Raw genomic sequence first — 16,588 nt, forward strand, 5'->3', positions numbered from 1 at the left:
CGGCACCCTCGGATTACTGGCCGTTGATGCGCTGGTCCCACTCACCATTACGATCAAGGAACGCCCACACCCGGTCCTGCGCCTCGCGGGCACCCGGATAGCGCTCGCCGCGCATCTGCGCATTGCGCCATGGGTCGCCGGAGAAGAACTTCTCGTAGAGATTCTGCCGTCCGGCGAAGGACGAGCAGGAAGCATCCCAGGCCAGGCGCAACAGCTGCATCTTGCGTTCGGCGGGAATGTCGGCGCCGGCGCAGTAACGTTCGATGGCCGGACCGTTCTCGCTGTGGAGGTCCTCGACTGTTGGCGCAACCACCACGTTACCGGCGCCGAGCAGTTGGAGAATCTCCAGGGCCCGGGCATGCATTGCCGGGTACTGGGCACGCACTACATTGAGCGGCTGTTCATAAGGCACAACGGTGCCGCCAGGGCCTGGAATGCAGTCGATTTCGGCTACGCGAATCAGGGCGCGCAAGGTTTCCACATAGGCCACCAGTTCGGACAGTTGAACCATCACGTTTGGGAAACGGCTGTGGTTCACTTCCGTCAGGTTGTAGGCAATGCCAAGCAGGAACTCCATTTTCGCCAGCGAGCGAGTGGCCGACTGGTGTGAACCATGGGGGCCGGAAGGCGACTTCATCGCCGACTCTACGGCCTTGATGCTGCGGTACATGAACACGCGTTCCCACGGAATGAACGCTTCGTCAAACCACAGAACGGCGTCCATCTCATCCATCCGCGCCGAGAGCGGGTCGTTGGCAAAGCGGCCTGTGGTAGGGAACGAGGGGCGGCAGATCATCTTCATCCCGGGGGTGTCGATGGGACAGGCAAATCCGACCGCATAGGCCTCGGCATCGGCCACCAGCGGGAATTTCGCCGCCGCCGGCATGATCAATACTTCGTTGGCCAATGGGCCGAGGGTAGCCACCGAACGCGCGCCGGAAACATAGATGCCGGCATCGGATTCGCGCACGACGCGCATCACCATATCGCCTGGCTGCTCGAACATCTGCAGGCGCTTATCGATGTCCGGCGACACCAGCGAGTGGGTCAGCGCCAGGTCGTTTTCGCGGATGAACTCATGGTATTTCAGGATGTTCTGGCCGAACTGTGCGCCACCGGAGGCAAACAGTTCATGGGCCGAGGCATGGGCGCTGACCATCACGTTGAGGAAGTCCGGGGTGCGTCCCATCATGCCGCCCACGGCGTCCATCCAGGTCTTCATCATGTCCCGGCGCAGGCGCAGGTCCTCGGCAGAGCGCGGCAGCATGAACGAGCGCCCGACGCGCGCGCCGGAAGTCGGCGAGACAAAGGTCATCTTGTCCTGCAAGGCTGGATCGCACTGAATGTCATAAAGATCGGCGATGGATTGGACCGCGCCACGGAACCGGCGATCAACCGTCACATCCTTGATGCGCTCGCCATCAATCCAGACCGAGCGACCGTCTTTGAGAGAGTCGATATAGTCGGCTCCGCTGCGCACTCCTGTTCGTGCTCCACTCATGGCAGGCGTTTTTTTGTTTGCGTTATTTTCCATGGGTAATGCTCCTGCATTTGAAACGTTTGGCCTGAGGCGGGGATGACCGCCGCAAGTAAAATTCGGCTGCTGTTTCCACGCCTCGATAGTATTGAGATGGGCAGGTTTTAAGAATTTGTGAATTGGACGAAGAGCTGTTCCAAAATGGAAAAGAGCCGACAGCTCAGAGGCCAAACTCGGCTGCCAAGGCGAGAATGTTTGCCGCCCGCGCCATGACCGGCGCATCGATCATGCGGCCCTCCAGCACCACCACGCCGCCTCCGGCCGCGTCAGCCAGGCGGCAAACGGCCTGCGCCCAATCGATATCCTGCGCCGAGGGCGTGAATGCCGCAGCGGCCTCGGTCACCTGACTGGGATGGATCAGCAACTGGCCACTGAACCCATGACGACGCGCACGCGCGGCGTACCGAGCCAAGCCTGGCGGGTCACCGATCGCGGTGAACACCCCGTCGACCGGCGCAGGCAGTCGTGCCCGTTTACTCGCGAGTACCAGCATTGCGCGCCATGGCAGGAACACCAGCTCTTCAGGGTCTGACTCGTCGGGTATCAGATCGAGCTCGACAGCCAGATCCAGCTTGCCGAACATCAAACGGGCGCAACCCGGCGCACCGGCGATATGCGCCAACGCATCAATGCCCTGCACGGTTTCGATAATGCACAGCACCGGTTTGCCGCTGGCGCCATGGACGTGTTCGACCTGCGCGGCGCTGTCCGCCTTGGGCAGCATCACGGCGGCGATGCCGGTGTGGCGACAGGCCGCTAGGTCATCTTCATGCCACGTCGTGTCTGCGGCGTTGATCCTCACGGTGACCCGCTCATCGGGGTTGGCATCCAGCCAGGCCAGCAAGGCCAGGCGCGCGGCGGGCTTGTCGGCAGGTGCTACCGCGTCCTCGAGATCGACGACCACCACGTCGGTACCGCTGGCCAACGCCTTGGCAACGCGTTCGGAGCGGTTAGCGGGAACGAAGAGGAAGGTTCGCGCGCGCCCAAGATTCAAATTTCGGATAGCCATCACACCACCTTCCTTTCGTCCAGTTCATCGGCGCGGTTTATGTAGCCAAGTTCGCGAAGAATCGCAGCGGTATGCTCACCCAGTGCCGGCACAGGGCCCATACGGGCGGGATGATCACCGCCCATTCCCGGCGGTTGCAGCGCGGGCACGGGTCCTGCGGGCGTATCCACGCTCGTCCAGCGCTTGCGCGCCTCGAGTTGTGGATGGCTCCAGATGTCGCCCATCGTGCTGACGTTCGCATTGGCAATGTCGGCTGCATCGAGGCGGGCCATGACTTCTTCGGCGGTGATACTGGCGAAGCTCTGCTCGATCAGTGTGCTCAAGGCATCACGGTTGGCGGTGCGTCGTGCGTTGCTGGCAAACCTTTCATCAGTGGCGAGTGCTGCGTCGCCCAGCAACTTTTCGCAGAACACAGCCCACTCACGCTCGTTCTGCACGCCGAGCATGACGGTGCGGCCGTCGCCGGCGCGGAACGGCCCATAGGGGTAAATGGTTGCGTGGGACGCACCGGTGCGCCGCGGCGGCTCCTGACCCTCGTAGGCGTAGTACATCGGGAAGCCCATCCACTCGACCATCGCGTCAATCATCGCAATCTCTATGCGGCGGCCACGCCCGGTTTTGCCACGTTCAATCAGCGCGCTGAGAATATTCGTGTAGGCATACATACCAGCCGCGATGTCGGCGATCGAGATGCCGGACTTGACCTGCTCCTCGGGAGTACCGGTGATCGACAGGAAGCCCGCCTCGCTCTGAATCAGCAAGTCATAGGCCTTCTTCTCGGTATACGGACCGCCCTCGCCGTACCCTGAGATGTCGCACACAATCAGCTTCGGGTTTTTCGGCGCGAGCGCTTCGAACGACAGCCCCAGGCGGGCGGCCGCGCCGGGGGCGAGATTCTGCACCAGCACATCGGCCTCGGACAGGAGCTTCATTAAAATCTCCTGTGCCTCGGGTTGCTTCAGGTCAAGGGCAAGGCTTTCTTTCGAACGGTTAACCCAGACGAAATGCGAGGCAAGGCCATCGACACGGGCGTCATAGGCGCGGGCAAAATCGCCGCTGCCAGGGCGCTCGACCTTGATCACGCGAGCCCCCAGATCGGCCAGATGACGCGTCGCCAGAGGGGCTGCGATCGCGTGTTCGAGCGAGACCACCGTGATGCCTTCGAGCGCAAGTACCGGTTTGGTATTAGCCATGGCGGAGTCCTCAGAAAGAGCGCGGCAGTCCGAGCAAGTGCTCGGCGACGTAGGAGTAGATCAAGTTGGTGGAGATCGGCGCGACCTGGTACAGGCGCGTCTCACGGAACTTGCGCTCGATGTCGTATTCGTTGGCGAAGCCGAAACCGCCGTGGGTTTGCATGCACACGTTGGCCGCCTCCCACGAAGCCTTGGCCGCCAGGTACTTGGCCATGTTGGCCTGGGCACCACAGGCTTGGTTGGCGTCGAACAGCTGGCACGCCTTGAAGCGCATCAAATTGGCCGCTTCGATCTCGATGAAGGCATCGGCGATCGGGAATTGCACCCCTTGGTTTTGCCCGATCGGGCGGTCGAACACCACGCGCTCGTTGGCGTACTTGACGGCGCGCTCCATGAACCAGTAACCGTCGCCGATGCATTCGGCGGCAATCAAGGTGCGCTCAGCGTTGAGCCCGTCAAGGATGTATTTGAAACCCTTACCCTCCTCGCCAATCAGGTTTTCCTCAGGGATCTCCAGGCTGTCGAAGAACAACTCGTTGGTCTCATGGTTGACCATGTTGGGGATCGGCTGCACGGTAAGACCCTTGCCGATCGAGTCCTTGAGGTCGACGATAAAAATCGACATGCCCTCGGACTTTCTCTTCACTTCGGTCAGGGGCGTGGTGCGCGCGAGCAGGATCATCAGGTCGGAATGCTGTACCCGCGAGATCCATACCTTTTGGCCGTTCACAACATAGCGACCGTCCTTCTTGACCGCATTGGTCTTAATCTTGGTGGTGTCGGTGCCGGTAGTCGGCTCAGTCACCGCCATGGACTGGATGCGCAACTCGCCTGAGGCAATCCTCGGCAGGTACTTTTCCTTTTGCGCTTGGCTGCCGTTACGCAGCAGCGTGCTCATGTTGTACATCTGGCCATGCACCGCGCCGGAGTTACCGCCCGAGCGGTTGATCTCCTCCATGATCACCGACGCCTCGGTGAGGCCCAGGCCGGAGCCGCCGTACTCCTCGGGGATCATCGCGGAGAGCCAGCCGGCGCCGATCAGCGCGTCGACAAATGCTTCAGGGTAGGCGCGCTGTTCGTCGATTTTGCGGTGGTATTCGTCCGGAAACTCGCTGCACAGGGCACGTACGGCGTCACGGATTTCCTGGTGTTCGTCAGGCGTATAGAGCATGGTCATGGCGGTTTCCTGTCATGTCTGAGGCAATTGCGGCACAGCAGTGCCCTTGGCACCTCTGCACAGAGGCACCTTTTGTTGAATCGTTTTGGTTGGTTGGCCGGTCAGTCGAAGGTGACTTCAGCCTTCATCGCCAGCCGGCCAGCGCATTCCGTCCACAAGTCGGCGCTGTCCGGGCCGGTAATCTGGCCGCACAGATCAAAATCCGTCGTATCGAAAAGCGGACCGACCCCACGGAACGCAAAGTGTCGAATGCGTTTGGCCGGATGTCGGGTCCGAAAGGCTTCGAGCAGCAGCGTGGCGGCCAGCGGCCCCTGCACGACGAGACCCGGGTAGCCTTCTACCTCGGCCGCGTAGGGCTGGTCGTAGTGAATGCGGTGGCTGTTGAACGTCAGCGCCGAGTAACGGAACAGCAAGACCGGGTCGGGATGAACGGACTGGCGAAACTCGGCACAGCCCTCGACTGGCGCGCCGGCCAGGGGCGCACCTTTCGGCGCTGGCTGGCGGTAGACGATGTCCTGTTCCTCAACCAGGCAGACACCACGCTCACCGGAGACCGTGTGCTCCACGGTCACGAACACCAACTCGCCATTGCGTCCGGTTTTGCGTTCACAGTGTGCAATGCGGGAAATCCTGGTAACGGCCTCGCCGACCCGCAGTGGCTGCTCGAAACTCAGGCGGCCGCCTGCCCACATACGGTTGGGCAGGTCCACCGGCGGCAGGAAACCACCGCGTTTCGGATGGCCGTCGATGCCGATTTCGCTGGCCCGGGCGTTGGGCGTGAAGTACACCCAGTGCCACAGGGGCGGCAAATCGGCACCCACTTCCAAACCATCGGGATCCAGATCAAGCGTGGCGGCCAGCGCCTGGACAATACGTTGATCGATGCGGTCGGCACGCAGTTCCCCTCGGCCCACCCATTGGGTCAAGTCAACTGTGCTTGTCTTGTTGCAACCGTTCATTCTCGTCTCCTGCGCCACGTGTTCTGTTATCAGGCTTCTTTGCGACGTGCCGCCGGCAAGTCGGTGCAACTGCCATGGGCGACTTCCGCCGCCATCCCCACGGTCTCACCCAAAGTCGGATGAGGATGGATGGTCTTGCCGATATCCACGGCATCGGCGCCCATTTCGATGGCCAGGCACACCTCGCTGATCAGATCGCCCGCACCAGTGCCGACGATGCCTCCGCCGACCACCCGATGAGTTTCTGCATCAAACAAAAGCTTGGTGAAGCCTTCATCTCGGCCATTGGCAATCGCGCGTCCAGACGCGGCCCACGGGAAAACCGCGGCCTCGACTTTGATACCTTTGTCCTTGGCTTCTTGCTGAGTAAGTCCGGCCCAGGCAACTTCTGGGTTGGTGTAGGCAACGCCCGGAATCTGCAACGCATCAAAACGGCTGCGAGCAAGCTCTGAATTGTTCAAGGCTTCACCTGCTGCCACTTCAGCGGCGACATGCCCTTCATGGACCGCTTTGTGAGCAAGCATGGGCTGGCCAACGATGTCGCCGATCGCGAAGATGTGCGGTACGTTGGTGCGCATTTGCTTGTCCACGGAGATGAACCCACGCTCACCGACGTTGATACCCGCCTTGTCGGCATCGATTTGGTCGCCATTGGGTTTGCGGCCGACAGCGACCAATACCAGGTCATAGCATTGCGGCTCGGAGGGGGCTTTTTCACCCTCGAATGTCACCCAAATGCCCTGCTCGCTGGACTCGGCTTTCACCGTGCGGGTTTTCAACATCACGTGATCGAAACGGTGGCTGTTGTGCTTTTCCCAGACCTTGACCAAATCGCGATCAGGCCCTTGCATCAAGCCGTCAAGCATCTCGACCACATCGATGCGTGCGCCAAGGGCTGAATAGACGGTTGCCATCTCCAGCCCGATAATCCCGCCGCCCACTACCAACATGCGCTTGGGCACCGCCCTGAGTTCCAGGGCACCGGTGGAGTCGACGATGCGCGGATCCTGCGGCATAAAGGGCAGCTTGACTGCTTGGCTGCCGGCGGCAATCACGCACTGTTTGAAGCGAATGACCTGCTTTTCACCTGTCTGTTTCTGGCCGGAACCCGAACAGAGTGCGACCTCGATATGGTGCGGATCGAGGAAGCGCCCGAAGCCGCGCACGACCTCAACTTTGCGGCCCTTTGCCATCCCGGCGAGCCCGCCAGTCAGCTTGTTGACCACCGATTCTTTGTGAACGCGCAACTTGTCGATATCCACCTGGCCTGCGCCAAAGTCGATACCCAGTGGTGCCAAATGCGTGACTTCCTCCATCACCGAAGCGATATGCAGCAACGCTTTGGAGGGGATGCAGCCAACGTTCAGGCACACACCACCCAGCGAAGCATAGCGCTCCACCACGATGGTTTTCTGGCCCAGATCGGCTGAGCGAAACGCAGCGGAGTAACCGCCAGGGCCACCCCCCAAAACGAGCACGTCGCACTCCAGATCAGCGTTGCGGGAGCCGGTTGAAGTCACTGCTGGCACCGACGCCGGCGATGAAGCTGCTATTGCTGATGGCAAAGGCCGGGCTGCAACATCATTCAACTCCAGCGTCAACAACACCGCGCCTTCGGCCACGTTCTCGCCGACCTTGACCAGCACTTCCTTGACCACACCGGCGGCTGAAGAAGGCACATCCATCGTCGCCTTGTCGGATTCCAGCGTGCAGATGGCGTCATCGACAGCCACCACATCGCCGACTTTGACCAGCACCTCAATCACCGGCATGGCGGCGGCATCGCCGATGCCTGGCATCTTCACTTCAATAACCTGACTCATGTGCTCTCCCTCAAAGAGTAATTCGACGGAAATCAGCCAACAGAGCCGCCAAATGCTGGAGGAAACGTGCCGCCGCCGCGCCATCCACGACACGGTGATCCCAGGAAAGTGCCAGGGGCAGAATCAGGCGGGGGGCAAATGAATTACCATCCCAAACCGGCCTGATTTGCGCGCGAGTGACGCCAAGGATCGCCACTTCAGGCGCATTGATAATCGGCGTAAAACCGGTACCGCCAATTCCACCGAGACTGGAAACGGTGAAGGTTCCACCCGTCATGTCCGCGGGGCCCAACTTGCCGTCCCGTGCTTTGCGCGCCAACTCTCCACATTCTGTGGCGATCTGGCCGATGCCTTTTTGATCGGCATCGCGAATCACCGGCACAACCAGCCCGTTTGGCGTGTCAGCAGCAAAACCAATGTGGTAGTACTGCTTCAGGATCAGGATCGGCTCGCCGTCTTCGTTGCCCAACGAGCTATTGAACTGCGGGAAGGCTTTCAGGCTGGCGACCGCGGCCTTGATCAGGAAAGCCAGCATGGTGTACTTGATCGCGTCCTTGCCGCCTTCGGTGTTGAGCTGGACGCGAAACGCTTCAAGCCCGGTGATATCCGCTTCTTCGCTGTTGGTGACGTGGGGAATCTTCACCCAGTTACGCGAGAGGTTAGCGCCGGAGATTTTCTTGATACGCGACAGCGCGACCTTCTCGACAGTGCCGAATTTGGCAAAATCGATGTCTGGCCAAGGCAGCAGGTTGAGTCCGCCTGAGTTGTCGGCCCGAAGTACAGGACTGTCGAGGCGAACCAGGGCGTCCTTGACGAAGCGTTCGACATCCTCACGAAGCATTCGCCTGCCCTTGCCGGTGGCCGCCACTCGAGTGACGTCCACACCCAGTTTTCGCGCATAGCTGCGCACTGAAGGACTGGCGTGTGGTTTCGGGCCAGATGTACTCACCGCTGGCGCAACGGGCATCACGACGACTGAGGGCGGTGGATTCGAATCTGGCTTACTCACGGCTACATCAGCCACCACAGTGCTGTTCTCGGCACTTTGAGCAGGAAGCGTTTCATCAACGGCCATCTGCAAAGTGAGAATCGAACTGCCTTTGGAAACCCGATCGCCCTCCTTGATCGTCACCGACACAACGGTGCCGGCACCTGGGCTCGGTACGTCCATCGATGCCTTGTCCGATTCCAGGGTCAACAAAGGGTCATCGAACGCCACTTTATCGCCCGGCTTGACCAACACCTCGATCACCGGGAGGTCTTTGAAGTCCCCGATGTCAGGGACATGAATCTCTCTGATTTCACTCATGACTTACCGTCGCCCAGAAATAGATCCGTTGCGGGTTCACGCAACGGAAGGAGCGCTCATCGAGCGCATGCGAAGAGAAAACCTGTTAGCGCGTCCACGGAGCCGGACGATCACCTTTCAGGCCGTAGCGCTCGATGGCTTCTGCCAGCACCTGACGCGGCAAACTGCCGTCACGCACCAAACCGTCCAGAGCCGCCAGGACCACCTGGTGACGATCGACTTCAAAGAAGCTGCGCAAGGCGGCACGGGTATCACTGCGGCCAAATCCGTCGGTACCCAGGGCAATGAAGCGCGCATCGACATAGCTGGCGATCAGTTGCGGCCAGGCGCGAACGTAGTCGGAGGCGACAATCACTGGCGCATCGCCGGCGAGGGAGGCGCAAAGGTGGCTGACTTGCTCAGGATCTGCCGGGTTCAGGCGATTGTGTCGTTCCACTTCCCGCGCTTCCCGAGCCAGCTCGCTGAAGCTGGTGACGCTCCACACCTCGCTCGATACCTGCCAGTCGGCCGCCAGCAATTCGGACGCTGCGATCACTTCGCGCAGGATGGTCCCGCTGCCCAGCAAGCGGACCGCGCCACGGGATGACGCTGCATCCGTCACGGCGTAGCGATACATGCCGCGAATGACTTGATCCTCGACGCCGGCCGGCAACGAAGGCTGGGCGTAGTTCTCGTTCATCACGGTGATGTAATAGAACTCATCGACATCCCGTTCCATCATCTGGCGCATGCCATGGTCGACAATCACCGCGAGTTCGCCCGCGAAAGCCGGGTCATAGGCGCGGCAGTTGGGCACGGTCGCAGCCACTACATGGCTACTGCCATCCTGATGCTGCAGCCCTTCTCCACCCAGGGTCGTACGCCCTGCGGTGGCGCCCAGCAAGAAGCCGCGGGCACGTTGATCAGCCGCTGCCCATATCAAATCGCCGACGCGCTGAAAACCGAACATCGAGTAGTAGATGTAGAACGGCAGCATCGGTTTACCGTGTACGCTGTAGGAGGTCGCGGCAGCCACCCAGGAAGACAGTGCGCCCGCTTCAGTAATGCCCTCCTCCAACAGCTGGCCATCGCGGGCTTCACGGTAATACAGCATCGAGCCTGCATCTTCTGGCTCGTAAAGCTGCCCCAGCGGCGAGTAGATACCGATCTGGCGAAACAGGTTGGCCATACCGAAGGTACGGGCTTCGTCCGCAACGATAGGAACGACGCGTGGCCCCAGCTCTTTGTCTTTGAGCAAGCCACCGAGCATCCGTACCACGGCCATCGTGGTGGACATCTCTTTGCCGTCGGCCTCGAACGCGAAACGAGCGTAGTCAGCCAAGGCTGGCACAGCGACGTGCTCGTTACCTTTTTGCCGCTTAGGCATGTAGCCGCCCAACGCTGCTCTGCGCTCACGCAGATATCGCATCTCCTGACTGTCTTCAGCCGGGCGATAGAAGCGCAGTTGCGCCACATCATCGTCCGACAGTGGCAGCGCGAACCGATCGCGGAACGCCTTGAGTGCGTCGATATCCAGCTTCTTCGCCTGGTGCGAGGTCATGCGCGATTCGCCGGCGCCGCCCATGCCGTAACCTTTCTTGGTTTTGGCCAGGATGACGGTCGGCCGTCCCTTGTGCGCTTTGGCAGCGGCGAACGCTGCATGCAACTTGCGGAAATCGTGACCGCCGCGCTTGAGAGCATCAATCTCGGCATCGGACATATGCGAGACCAGCTCCTTGACCTCTGGATCCTGTTGGAAGAAGTGCAGCAGGTTGTAGGCACCGTCCTTGGAACCGAGCGTCTGGTATTGGCCATCTACGGTCTGAGCAAAGCGCTGCAACAGGGCATGGTTGGTGTCCCGTGCGAACAACGGGTCCCAGTCCGATCCCCAGATGACCTTGACCACATTCCAGCCGGCACCGGTAAACAGCGCCTCGATTTCTTGAATGACCTGGCCGTTGCCACGAACCGGTCCATCCAGACGCTGCAAGTTGCAATTGACGATAAAGGTGAGGTTGTCGAGTTTTTCCCGCGCGGCAAGGGTGAGCCCCGCAATCGACTCTGGCTCATCCATTTCACCGTCACCAAATACCCCCCAGACATGACGCTCGCTGGTATCGGCAAGATTACGGTTTTCGAGGTAGCGCATATAACGCGCTTGATAGACAGCACTGATGGGGCCAATGCCCATCGATCCGGTCGGGAACTGCCAGAAGTCAGGCATCAACCAAGGGTGCGGATAAGAACTCAGCCCATTGCCCCCGACTTCCTGGCGGTAGTTAGCAAGTTGCTCTTCGGACAGTCGTCCCTCAAGGAACGCACGGGCGTAGACGCCAGGTGCCGAATGCGGCTGGTAAAACACTAGATCGCCGCCGTGATTTTCATCCCGGGCACGGAAGAAGTGGTTAAAGCCGACCTCAAAGATTTCGGCGGCAGATGCATAACTTGCGATATGCCCACCCAGATCTCCGTAGGCCTGGTTTGCGCGCACCACCATGGCCAATGCATTCCAACGAATGATCGAAGTAATCCGTTCCTCGACAGCAAGGTCTCCTGGATAGGGACCCTGCCTTTCAATCGGAATTGTGTTCCGATACGCCGAGTACGGGTGCACATGCGAGGTGATGCCAAGTGCTCTTGCGTGTTGCTCTAACTGTTTAAGCAGGAACTGGCCTCGCTCGGAACCGCCATCGCGTACGACGGCCTCCAGCGACTCCAGCCACTCCTGCGTTTCATCCCGGTCACTATCCGCCGATGCCATTGACCCAGTGCTTTCATTTAGCGAACTCATGTCTGCCTCCACTCTTATTGTTGTTTGCTTAGAGATGAACCGACAGAACGTGCCGCCGTACTAAGCTTCATTACTTAAGTTTCAGCACTGATTGAGAGCCTGAAACTGGATTGATCGATAAAGATGCCAAGCTTTTACCCGAGCCCGTTTCAGGTCGTCGTGCGGAAATCTCCAACCGCCGCGTTGAGCGCGCTGCCCACCTGCTTCAGCCCGCGCACCGACTCTTCCAGCAGCCCGCTGGCGGCGGTGCTCTGCTCCGCGACCGCCCTTACCCGTTCCATACTTTCGCCAACCTGTTCAGCCACCGCACTCTGCTGCTCGGCCGCCGCGGCGATCTGCTGACTCATCTGCTCCACGGTCGATACCGCTGCGGCGATTTCCTGCAGCGCCTGGGACGCCTGTGCGGCAAGCACCACGCTTTCGCCGGTCAGCACCTGACTACCCTGCAATCGACTGTCGGCCTGCTCGGCTACGCTGCGCAGTTGCTGGATGATGGTGGCGATGCTGTCGGTGGAGGCTTGTGTGCGTCGCGCCAGGTTGCGTACCTCGTCAGCCACCACAGCGAAGCCACGACCGTTTTCGCCGGCACGTGCCGCTTCAATCGCCGCATTCAGGGCCAGCAGATTGGTCTGTTCCGCCAAGGCCTTGATCACATCCAGCACCTTGCCGATGGCCGCACTCTCATTGAGCAGCGAGCCCATGGACTCGGAACATCCGCACATTTCCTGTGCCAGGTGACCAATCTTTGTCGTCGCCTGGCGTACCAGTTCCTCGCCTTTGCGCGCCTGGCTATTGGCCTGCTCGACGGCATTACGGGTCTGACTGGTATTGCGCGCGACGTCCTGGGCGGTAGCCGCCATCTGTTGCATGGCGGTGGCTGCCAATTCGGTTTCCTCGCGCTGCGAGTCGACACCCTGACGAGTACGTTCGGTCACCTGCACCAGCCCGTTGGCGGACTGATTCAACTGCTCGACACCCTGACCAATCCGGCCGATCAGCCCACGCAGACTGGCGAGCATGAGTCCGACGCTGCCGAGCAACTGCCCCAGCTCATCACGGCGTCCAGCGGCATCGATCTGTGCGCTGAGATCGCCCGATGCCACGCGCCGGGTCAGCTCAACCGCCTGACGCAATGGCTGCAGGATCAAATGGCGAATCAAAAGGCTGGCGCCGATGCCGAAGCTAAGCGCTAACAGCACAATCCCCCCGAGCAGCCGCGATACCCGCTGACTCATCACCTGCGAGGCTTGCACTTGGGCGACGCGCACTTCGCCAAGCAGTGCGCTGACCTTGAACGCAGCGACATTCATCGCGGCCTGGCTGTCGCTGGTTTGATCACGGCTTGCGGCGTAACCGTTGAACGCGGCGTGGTATTCATCCAGCGCCGCACGCGCCTGGGCCAGAGACTCGCGCTCCGCACCTTCGAGGCGCAACTCCAGGTTTTCCATGTACGAGCGCAGCTCGATAACCCGCGCCTCCCAGGCATTGCGCACTTCAGTGCTGCCTTGCAGCGTGAAATAGAGTTCGCTGTCGCGCAGGTTGGCCAGCTTGTCACGCAGCGTCGAGGCTTGTTCAAGCTGCAGCATGCGCACCGAATTAGCCGGTTGCGCCCGAGTGGCCAATAGGTTGACGGCGTCGAGCTGATCGAGCATCACCACAGTGAATCGCTCGCCAAGCACCTGGGCAAGCTGCTGCATGCGCAGGCGAGCCTCGCGGGCATCGCGCTGGGCTTGAGCGTACCGCTCGAACTGGGCGAGATAAATTTTCGCGGCTTCCATGGCACCGCCCTGCCCGGTTTCCACCCGGGAATTTTCCAGCAATGCGACCAGCTCGCCGGTGACGCGGGAAACCTTGCGCGCCTCCTCCTCAGCCAGGTCCAGGCCGAACGCCTTTACCGCTACTTGCGCCTGCAACAGCAGCGACTCAACGGCGGCGACGTCATTCATCTTCTGGGCCCGAGCTTCGAGCACGTTGAGGGCATAAAACCCGGTCGCTGCAACGCCCAGTGTCGACAACAGGACCAGACCGAAACCCAGCGTCAGCTTGGTGCCGACTGACAGATTGCCCAGGACGCGTGCGATCATAGGGACGACCCTTTGCACAACGACAGAAAAGTGCAAGTCGCATTGAGGTCATGGCGGCCGAATCTGAACCAAAAAGGATATGGCGTGGAGCACGATGGCGCGCTGGGCATATGAATTCTTCTTGTTGTTCTTAGACTGTCGACGCTCTGCGCCGCTTGCGTTTAGAGCCTATCCCGTATGCCTGCGGGTCGGCCAATGGCCAATAATGATGCGAGCTAGCTGAAATGCTAATAGCCCCTGACTCTCCCGCCGAGCCGCCGCATTGCACGAGCGGCTCGACTGTTCAGAAGTGTATTTACCGCCTCAATCGGTAAGAGTTTTCAGGCTCTGCCTGAAGTTTGCGTACTCCTTACGGACGAACTCTTCGAAGCTGGTCGCAGGACGGCCAAGGAGGAAGGACAGCACGTTGGAATTACCGACAAAGTCATGGTTGCTGTAATGCGCTGCGATAGCGAGATTCATCCGCAACATATGCTGGAGCGCAGCGGGATCCAAATTTTCGAACCGTTCCCGGACGAACACCTCGACATCGAAGCGTTCGACGGCAATCTCGCGTCCTGTCACCTTCGAAGCGACCGTCCCGATGTCATACGCGGTGAAGCGCCCGGGACCGACCAGTTCATAGGTGGCGCCGGCGTGACGCTGTGGGTCAGAGAGAACCTGCGCAACCACCTCGGTGACGTCTTCCAGGTCCACCATCGACTGTCGTTTGTCCAGCGACCACGCCAGGCGGAAAACTCCTTCCTCGAACACCGCCTTCATGCGCGAAGCCAGCATGTAGTTGGCCGGCTGCAAAATGGTGTATTCGAGCCCGGAGGACAGCAAGTGCTCCTCAATATCGCGCTTGATCTCATGCTGGATCAAGTCGCTGGCGATGGCGTGGAGCACTGAACTGAAGACGAAGTGGCCAACGCCCTCTTCCCTGGCTGCGTCAATTATGGAGAAACCCATCGCACGCTCGTCCTGATGGAGCGTCGGGCCAATGTGATACAGGCTTGTGACGCCCTTCATGGCGCGGGCAATGAAGGCCGGATCGGCAAGATCGCCCACCAGAACTTCTTGTGCGCCGAGCGCTCGAAGCTGCCCGGCCGACGCTTCGGTTCTAACGCAGGCCCGCACCTGATGGCCGGATGCGAGCAGCTTGGGTACCAGCCGCTTGCCCTGATTGCCATTAGCGGAAGTGATGAGTATCAAAGAATTCGTCTCCTGGAAGAAACCAACCAAGTATCAAAAGAACAAAGTGATGCCGACTTGCAGATTAAGTGCATCTTTGACATCGGGACTGAATGCCGGATGCTCGACATAACTGAGCCCGGTACGCAAATAGGTGCCAGCGGCAAGGCGCATGTTGTAAGCAAGCGTCGTCGACTTTGAATCGTCGGCGTTCGATACATGGAGCTTATCGAGCTTGGTGTTGGCATCGTCGCTGTAGCTGGTAAACCCGTATTCCAGCGTCAACATGTCGAACGGGCGTGAGTCAAATGGCCCTTTTGTGAACACGCGCAAGCCGTAATACAGGTCAAACAGGTTTCGATCTTCTGGTGCCGACATCCAGGTAAAGCCGGCATAAAGGCCGCGTGAGGCGATGGCGCTTTCGAACTGGTAGAACTGGTAGTCGCCGAGTACATAACCCGCGTAGTTGTCGTCGCTGCGCTCGCTGCTCAAAAACTGGCTGTAGTCCGATGTGTTGTAAATATAACCGGCACGCAACCACGCATACGGAGTGCCCGGCGTAGCGTTGCGTTTAAAACCGAGCTCATCAATGTACAGTGCGCCACCATGGTCTACGTGCATATCAAGCTCCCCTAGATTGCGGTCGATTTCCGCGTCCATACCGTCGGGACTGATGCTGCGTTGAACACCGAATTTGTTATAGAAGTTGCCGAGGTTCAAGGTCACATTGGCTGCAGGACTGGATACAGGCGCGTGGCTCAAGCCGACCTGGTACGGGATAAGGGCCTGCAGACCTTGGGTGCCACCCGCTAGCGTACCGCCAGTGAACGGGCCGACGAACTCCAGGTCGTTGGGGAACACTCCGATCTTGAATTCGACGGTTTTATCCCACAGGCTCTGGTAGTAAGCGATACGCGTGTAACTGAATTTCGATGACGGATTCACTTCATCCCAGCTGGAGTAGTAACTTCCTACTCCAAAGATAAATTGGCCATTTTTCAGGCCAACTTGCCCCAGGTCGTAGGTAAATCCTGCCACCAGGTTCGACGAGTAAGTCGGACGCTCGCCGCTATAGGCTTGCGGATTGTGCCGGTCGTGATCCAGGTAGTTATTGGTAAAATTGGACATGTTGAGGATGCTGAAGCCGATCCCGTGCTCAGCAAGATCATTACGCAGTCCACCGGCGTCGCCGAGGATACTTTCGGACGGCGGTGGCAACTCGGTCAGTTGGCCGTGTTCAACCAAAGCATCGATTTTCGCGAATTGCTTTTTACGCTCGATAATTTGGCCAAGCAATTGACTTTCGGGCAGTGATTTTTCCCCGGCCGCCGCGTCAAGCAACGCAGCCGGCAGTTTCAGCTCCGGGGCAACCTGCCCAGCTAAATATTGCTGAGTCGGTGTTGTTTCAGCACGAGCATTCAAAGAATGAGCTGCCCATATTGCCAGGGATGCCGCCAGCGTAACCCGTATAAATTCGGGCGCGCGCTTACGGATTCGGTTCATCCCGATTGAGTTGGGCCGCATACGATTACCTTTTTATTTTTTTGTATTCAG

11 protein-coding genes and 1 pseudogene are annotated in these 16,588 nt (G+C 59.7%); all 12 read right to left on the reverse strand.

The genetic code is table 11. The annotated features are described in order from the left end of the window. Positions 1–13 precede the first annotated feature (13 nt). Positions 14–1,534, reverse strand: coding sequence for a 4-hydroxyphenylacetate 3-hydroxylase family protein (locus tag AC3ISI_RS17695; protein WP_489333103.1), 1,521 nt, complete (start codon positions 1,532–1,534; stop codon positions 14–16). Between the two features lie 163 nt (positions 1,535–1,697). Beyond that, the gene (locus AC3ISI_RS17700; protein ID WP_489333104.1) at positions 1,698–2,546 is read right to left on the reverse strand and encodes an HpcH/HpaI aldolase/citrate lyase family protein; all 849 of its coding nucleotides are present in this window, start codon (positions 2,544–2,546) and stop codon (positions 1,698–1,700) included. Beyond that, a complete protein-coding gene (locus AC3ISI_RS17705) occupies positions 2,546–3,739 on the reverse strand; it encodes a CaiB/BaiF CoA transferase family protein (protein WP_489333105.1) in 1,194 nt (397 codons plus the stop codon). The genes AC3ISI_RS17700 and AC3ISI_RS17705 overlap by 1 nt, the downstream gene beginning before the upstream one ends. A gap of 10 nt (positions 3,740–3,749) precedes the next feature. After that, a complete protein-coding gene (locus tag AC3ISI_RS17710) occupies positions 3,750–4,910 on the reverse strand; it encodes an acyl-CoA dehydrogenase family protein (RefSeq protein ID WP_033049499.1) in 1,161 nt (386 codons plus the stop codon). A gap of 107 nt (positions 4,911–5,017) precedes the next feature. Beyond that, positions 5,018–5,875, reverse strand: a complete 858-nt coding sequence (locus AC3ISI_RS17715) for an HTD2 family dehydratase (RefSeq protein WP_489333106.1) — start codon at positions 5,873–5,875, stop codon at positions 5,018–5,020. 29 nt (positions 5,876–5,904) lie between these two features. Next, positions 5,905–7,698, reverse strand: a complete 1,794-nt coding sequence (gene lpdA, locus AC3ISI_RS17720; RefSeq protein WP_489333107.1) for a dihydrolipoyl dehydrogenase — start codon at positions 7,696–7,698, stop codon at positions 5,905–5,907. Between the two features lie 10 nt (positions 7,699–7,708). Continuing rightward, positions 7,709–9,007: a dihydrolipoyllysine-residue acetyltransferase gene (locus AC3ISI_RS17725; protein WP_489333108.1), complete on the reverse strand. Its 1,299-nt coding sequence runs from the start codon at positions 9,005–9,007 to the stop codon at positions 7,709–7,711. An 85-nt stretch (positions 9,008–9,092) separates the two neighbouring features. Continuing rightward, entirely contained in the window at positions 9,093–11,777 is a 2,685-nt protein-coding gene (gene mdeB, locus AC3ISI_RS17730; RefSeq protein ID WP_489333109.1) for an alpha-ketoglutarate dehydrogenase, read from the reverse strand. A 149-nt stretch (positions 11,778–11,926) separates the two neighbouring features. Next, a complete protein-coding gene (locus tag AC3ISI_RS17735; RefSeq protein ID WP_489337743.1) occupies positions 11,927–12,796 on the reverse strand; it encodes a methyl-accepting chemotaxis protein in 870 nt (289 codons plus the stop codon). Further along, positions 12,791–13,861: pseudogene (locus tag AC3ISI_RS17740) on the reverse strand (HAMP domain-containing protein); the annotation flags it as partial. The gene AC3ISI_RS17735 and the pseudogene AC3ISI_RS17740, both read right to left, overlap by 6 nt. A gap of 303 nt (positions 13,862–14,164) precedes the next feature. Continuing rightward, positions 14,165–15,055, reverse strand: a complete 891-nt coding sequence (locus AC3ISI_RS17745) for an SDR family oxidoreductase (protein WP_489333110.1) — start codon at positions 15,053–15,055, stop codon at positions 14,165–14,167. A 33-nt stretch (positions 15,056–15,088) separates the two neighbouring features. After that, positions 15,089–16,558, reverse strand: coding sequence for a carbohydrate porin (locus AC3ISI_RS17750; protein ID WP_489333111.1), 1,470 nt, complete (start codon positions 16,556–16,558; stop codon positions 15,089–15,091). Positions 16,559–16,588 lie beyond the last annotated feature (30 nt).

The sequence above is a fragment of the Pseudomonas sp. GL_139_B genome, assembly GCF_057834475.1.

Excerpts from the sequence above, each read along its gene's own strand:
- AC3ISI_RS17695 (WP_489333103.1), bottom strand. The coding sequence starts at position 1,534 with ATGGAAAATAACGCAAACAAAAAAACGCCTGCCATGAGTGGAGCACGA.
- AC3ISI_RS17700 (WP_489333104.1), bottom strand. The coding sequence starts at position 2,546 with ATGGCTATCCGAAATTTGAATCTTGGGCGCGCGCGAACCTTCCTCTTC.
- AC3ISI_RS17705 (WP_489333105.1), bottom strand. The coding sequence starts at position 3,739 with ATGGCTAATACCAAACCGGTACTTGCGCTCGAAGGCATCACGGTGGTC.
- AC3ISI_RS17710 (WP_033049499.1), bottom strand. The coding sequence starts at position 4,910 with ATGCTCTATACGCCTGACGAACACCAGGAAATCCGTGACGCCGTACGT.
- AC3ISI_RS17715 (WP_489333106.1), bottom strand. The coding sequence starts at position 5,875 with ATGAACGGTTGCAACAAGACAAGCACAGTTGACTTGACCCAATGGGTG.
- lpdA (WP_489333107.1), bottom strand. The coding sequence starts at position 7,698 with ATGAGTCAGGTTATTGAAGTGAAGATGCCAGGCATCGGCGATGCCGCC.
- AC3ISI_RS17725 (WP_489333108.1), bottom strand. The coding sequence starts at position 9,007 with ATGAGTGAAATCAGAGAGATTCATGTCCCTGACATCGGGGACTTCAAA.
- mdeB (WP_489333109.1), bottom strand. The coding sequence starts at position 11,777 with ATGAGTTCGCTAAATGAAAGCACTGGGTCAATGGCATCGGCGGATAGT.
- AC3ISI_RS17735 (WP_489337743.1), bottom strand. The coding sequence starts at position 12,796 with ATGCTCGCCAGTCTGCGTGGGCTGATCGGCCGGATTGGTCAGGGTGTC.
- AC3ISI_RS17750 (WP_489333111.1), bottom strand. The coding sequence starts at position 16,558 with ATGCGGCCCAACTCAATCGGGATGAACCGAATCCGTAAGCGCGCGCCC.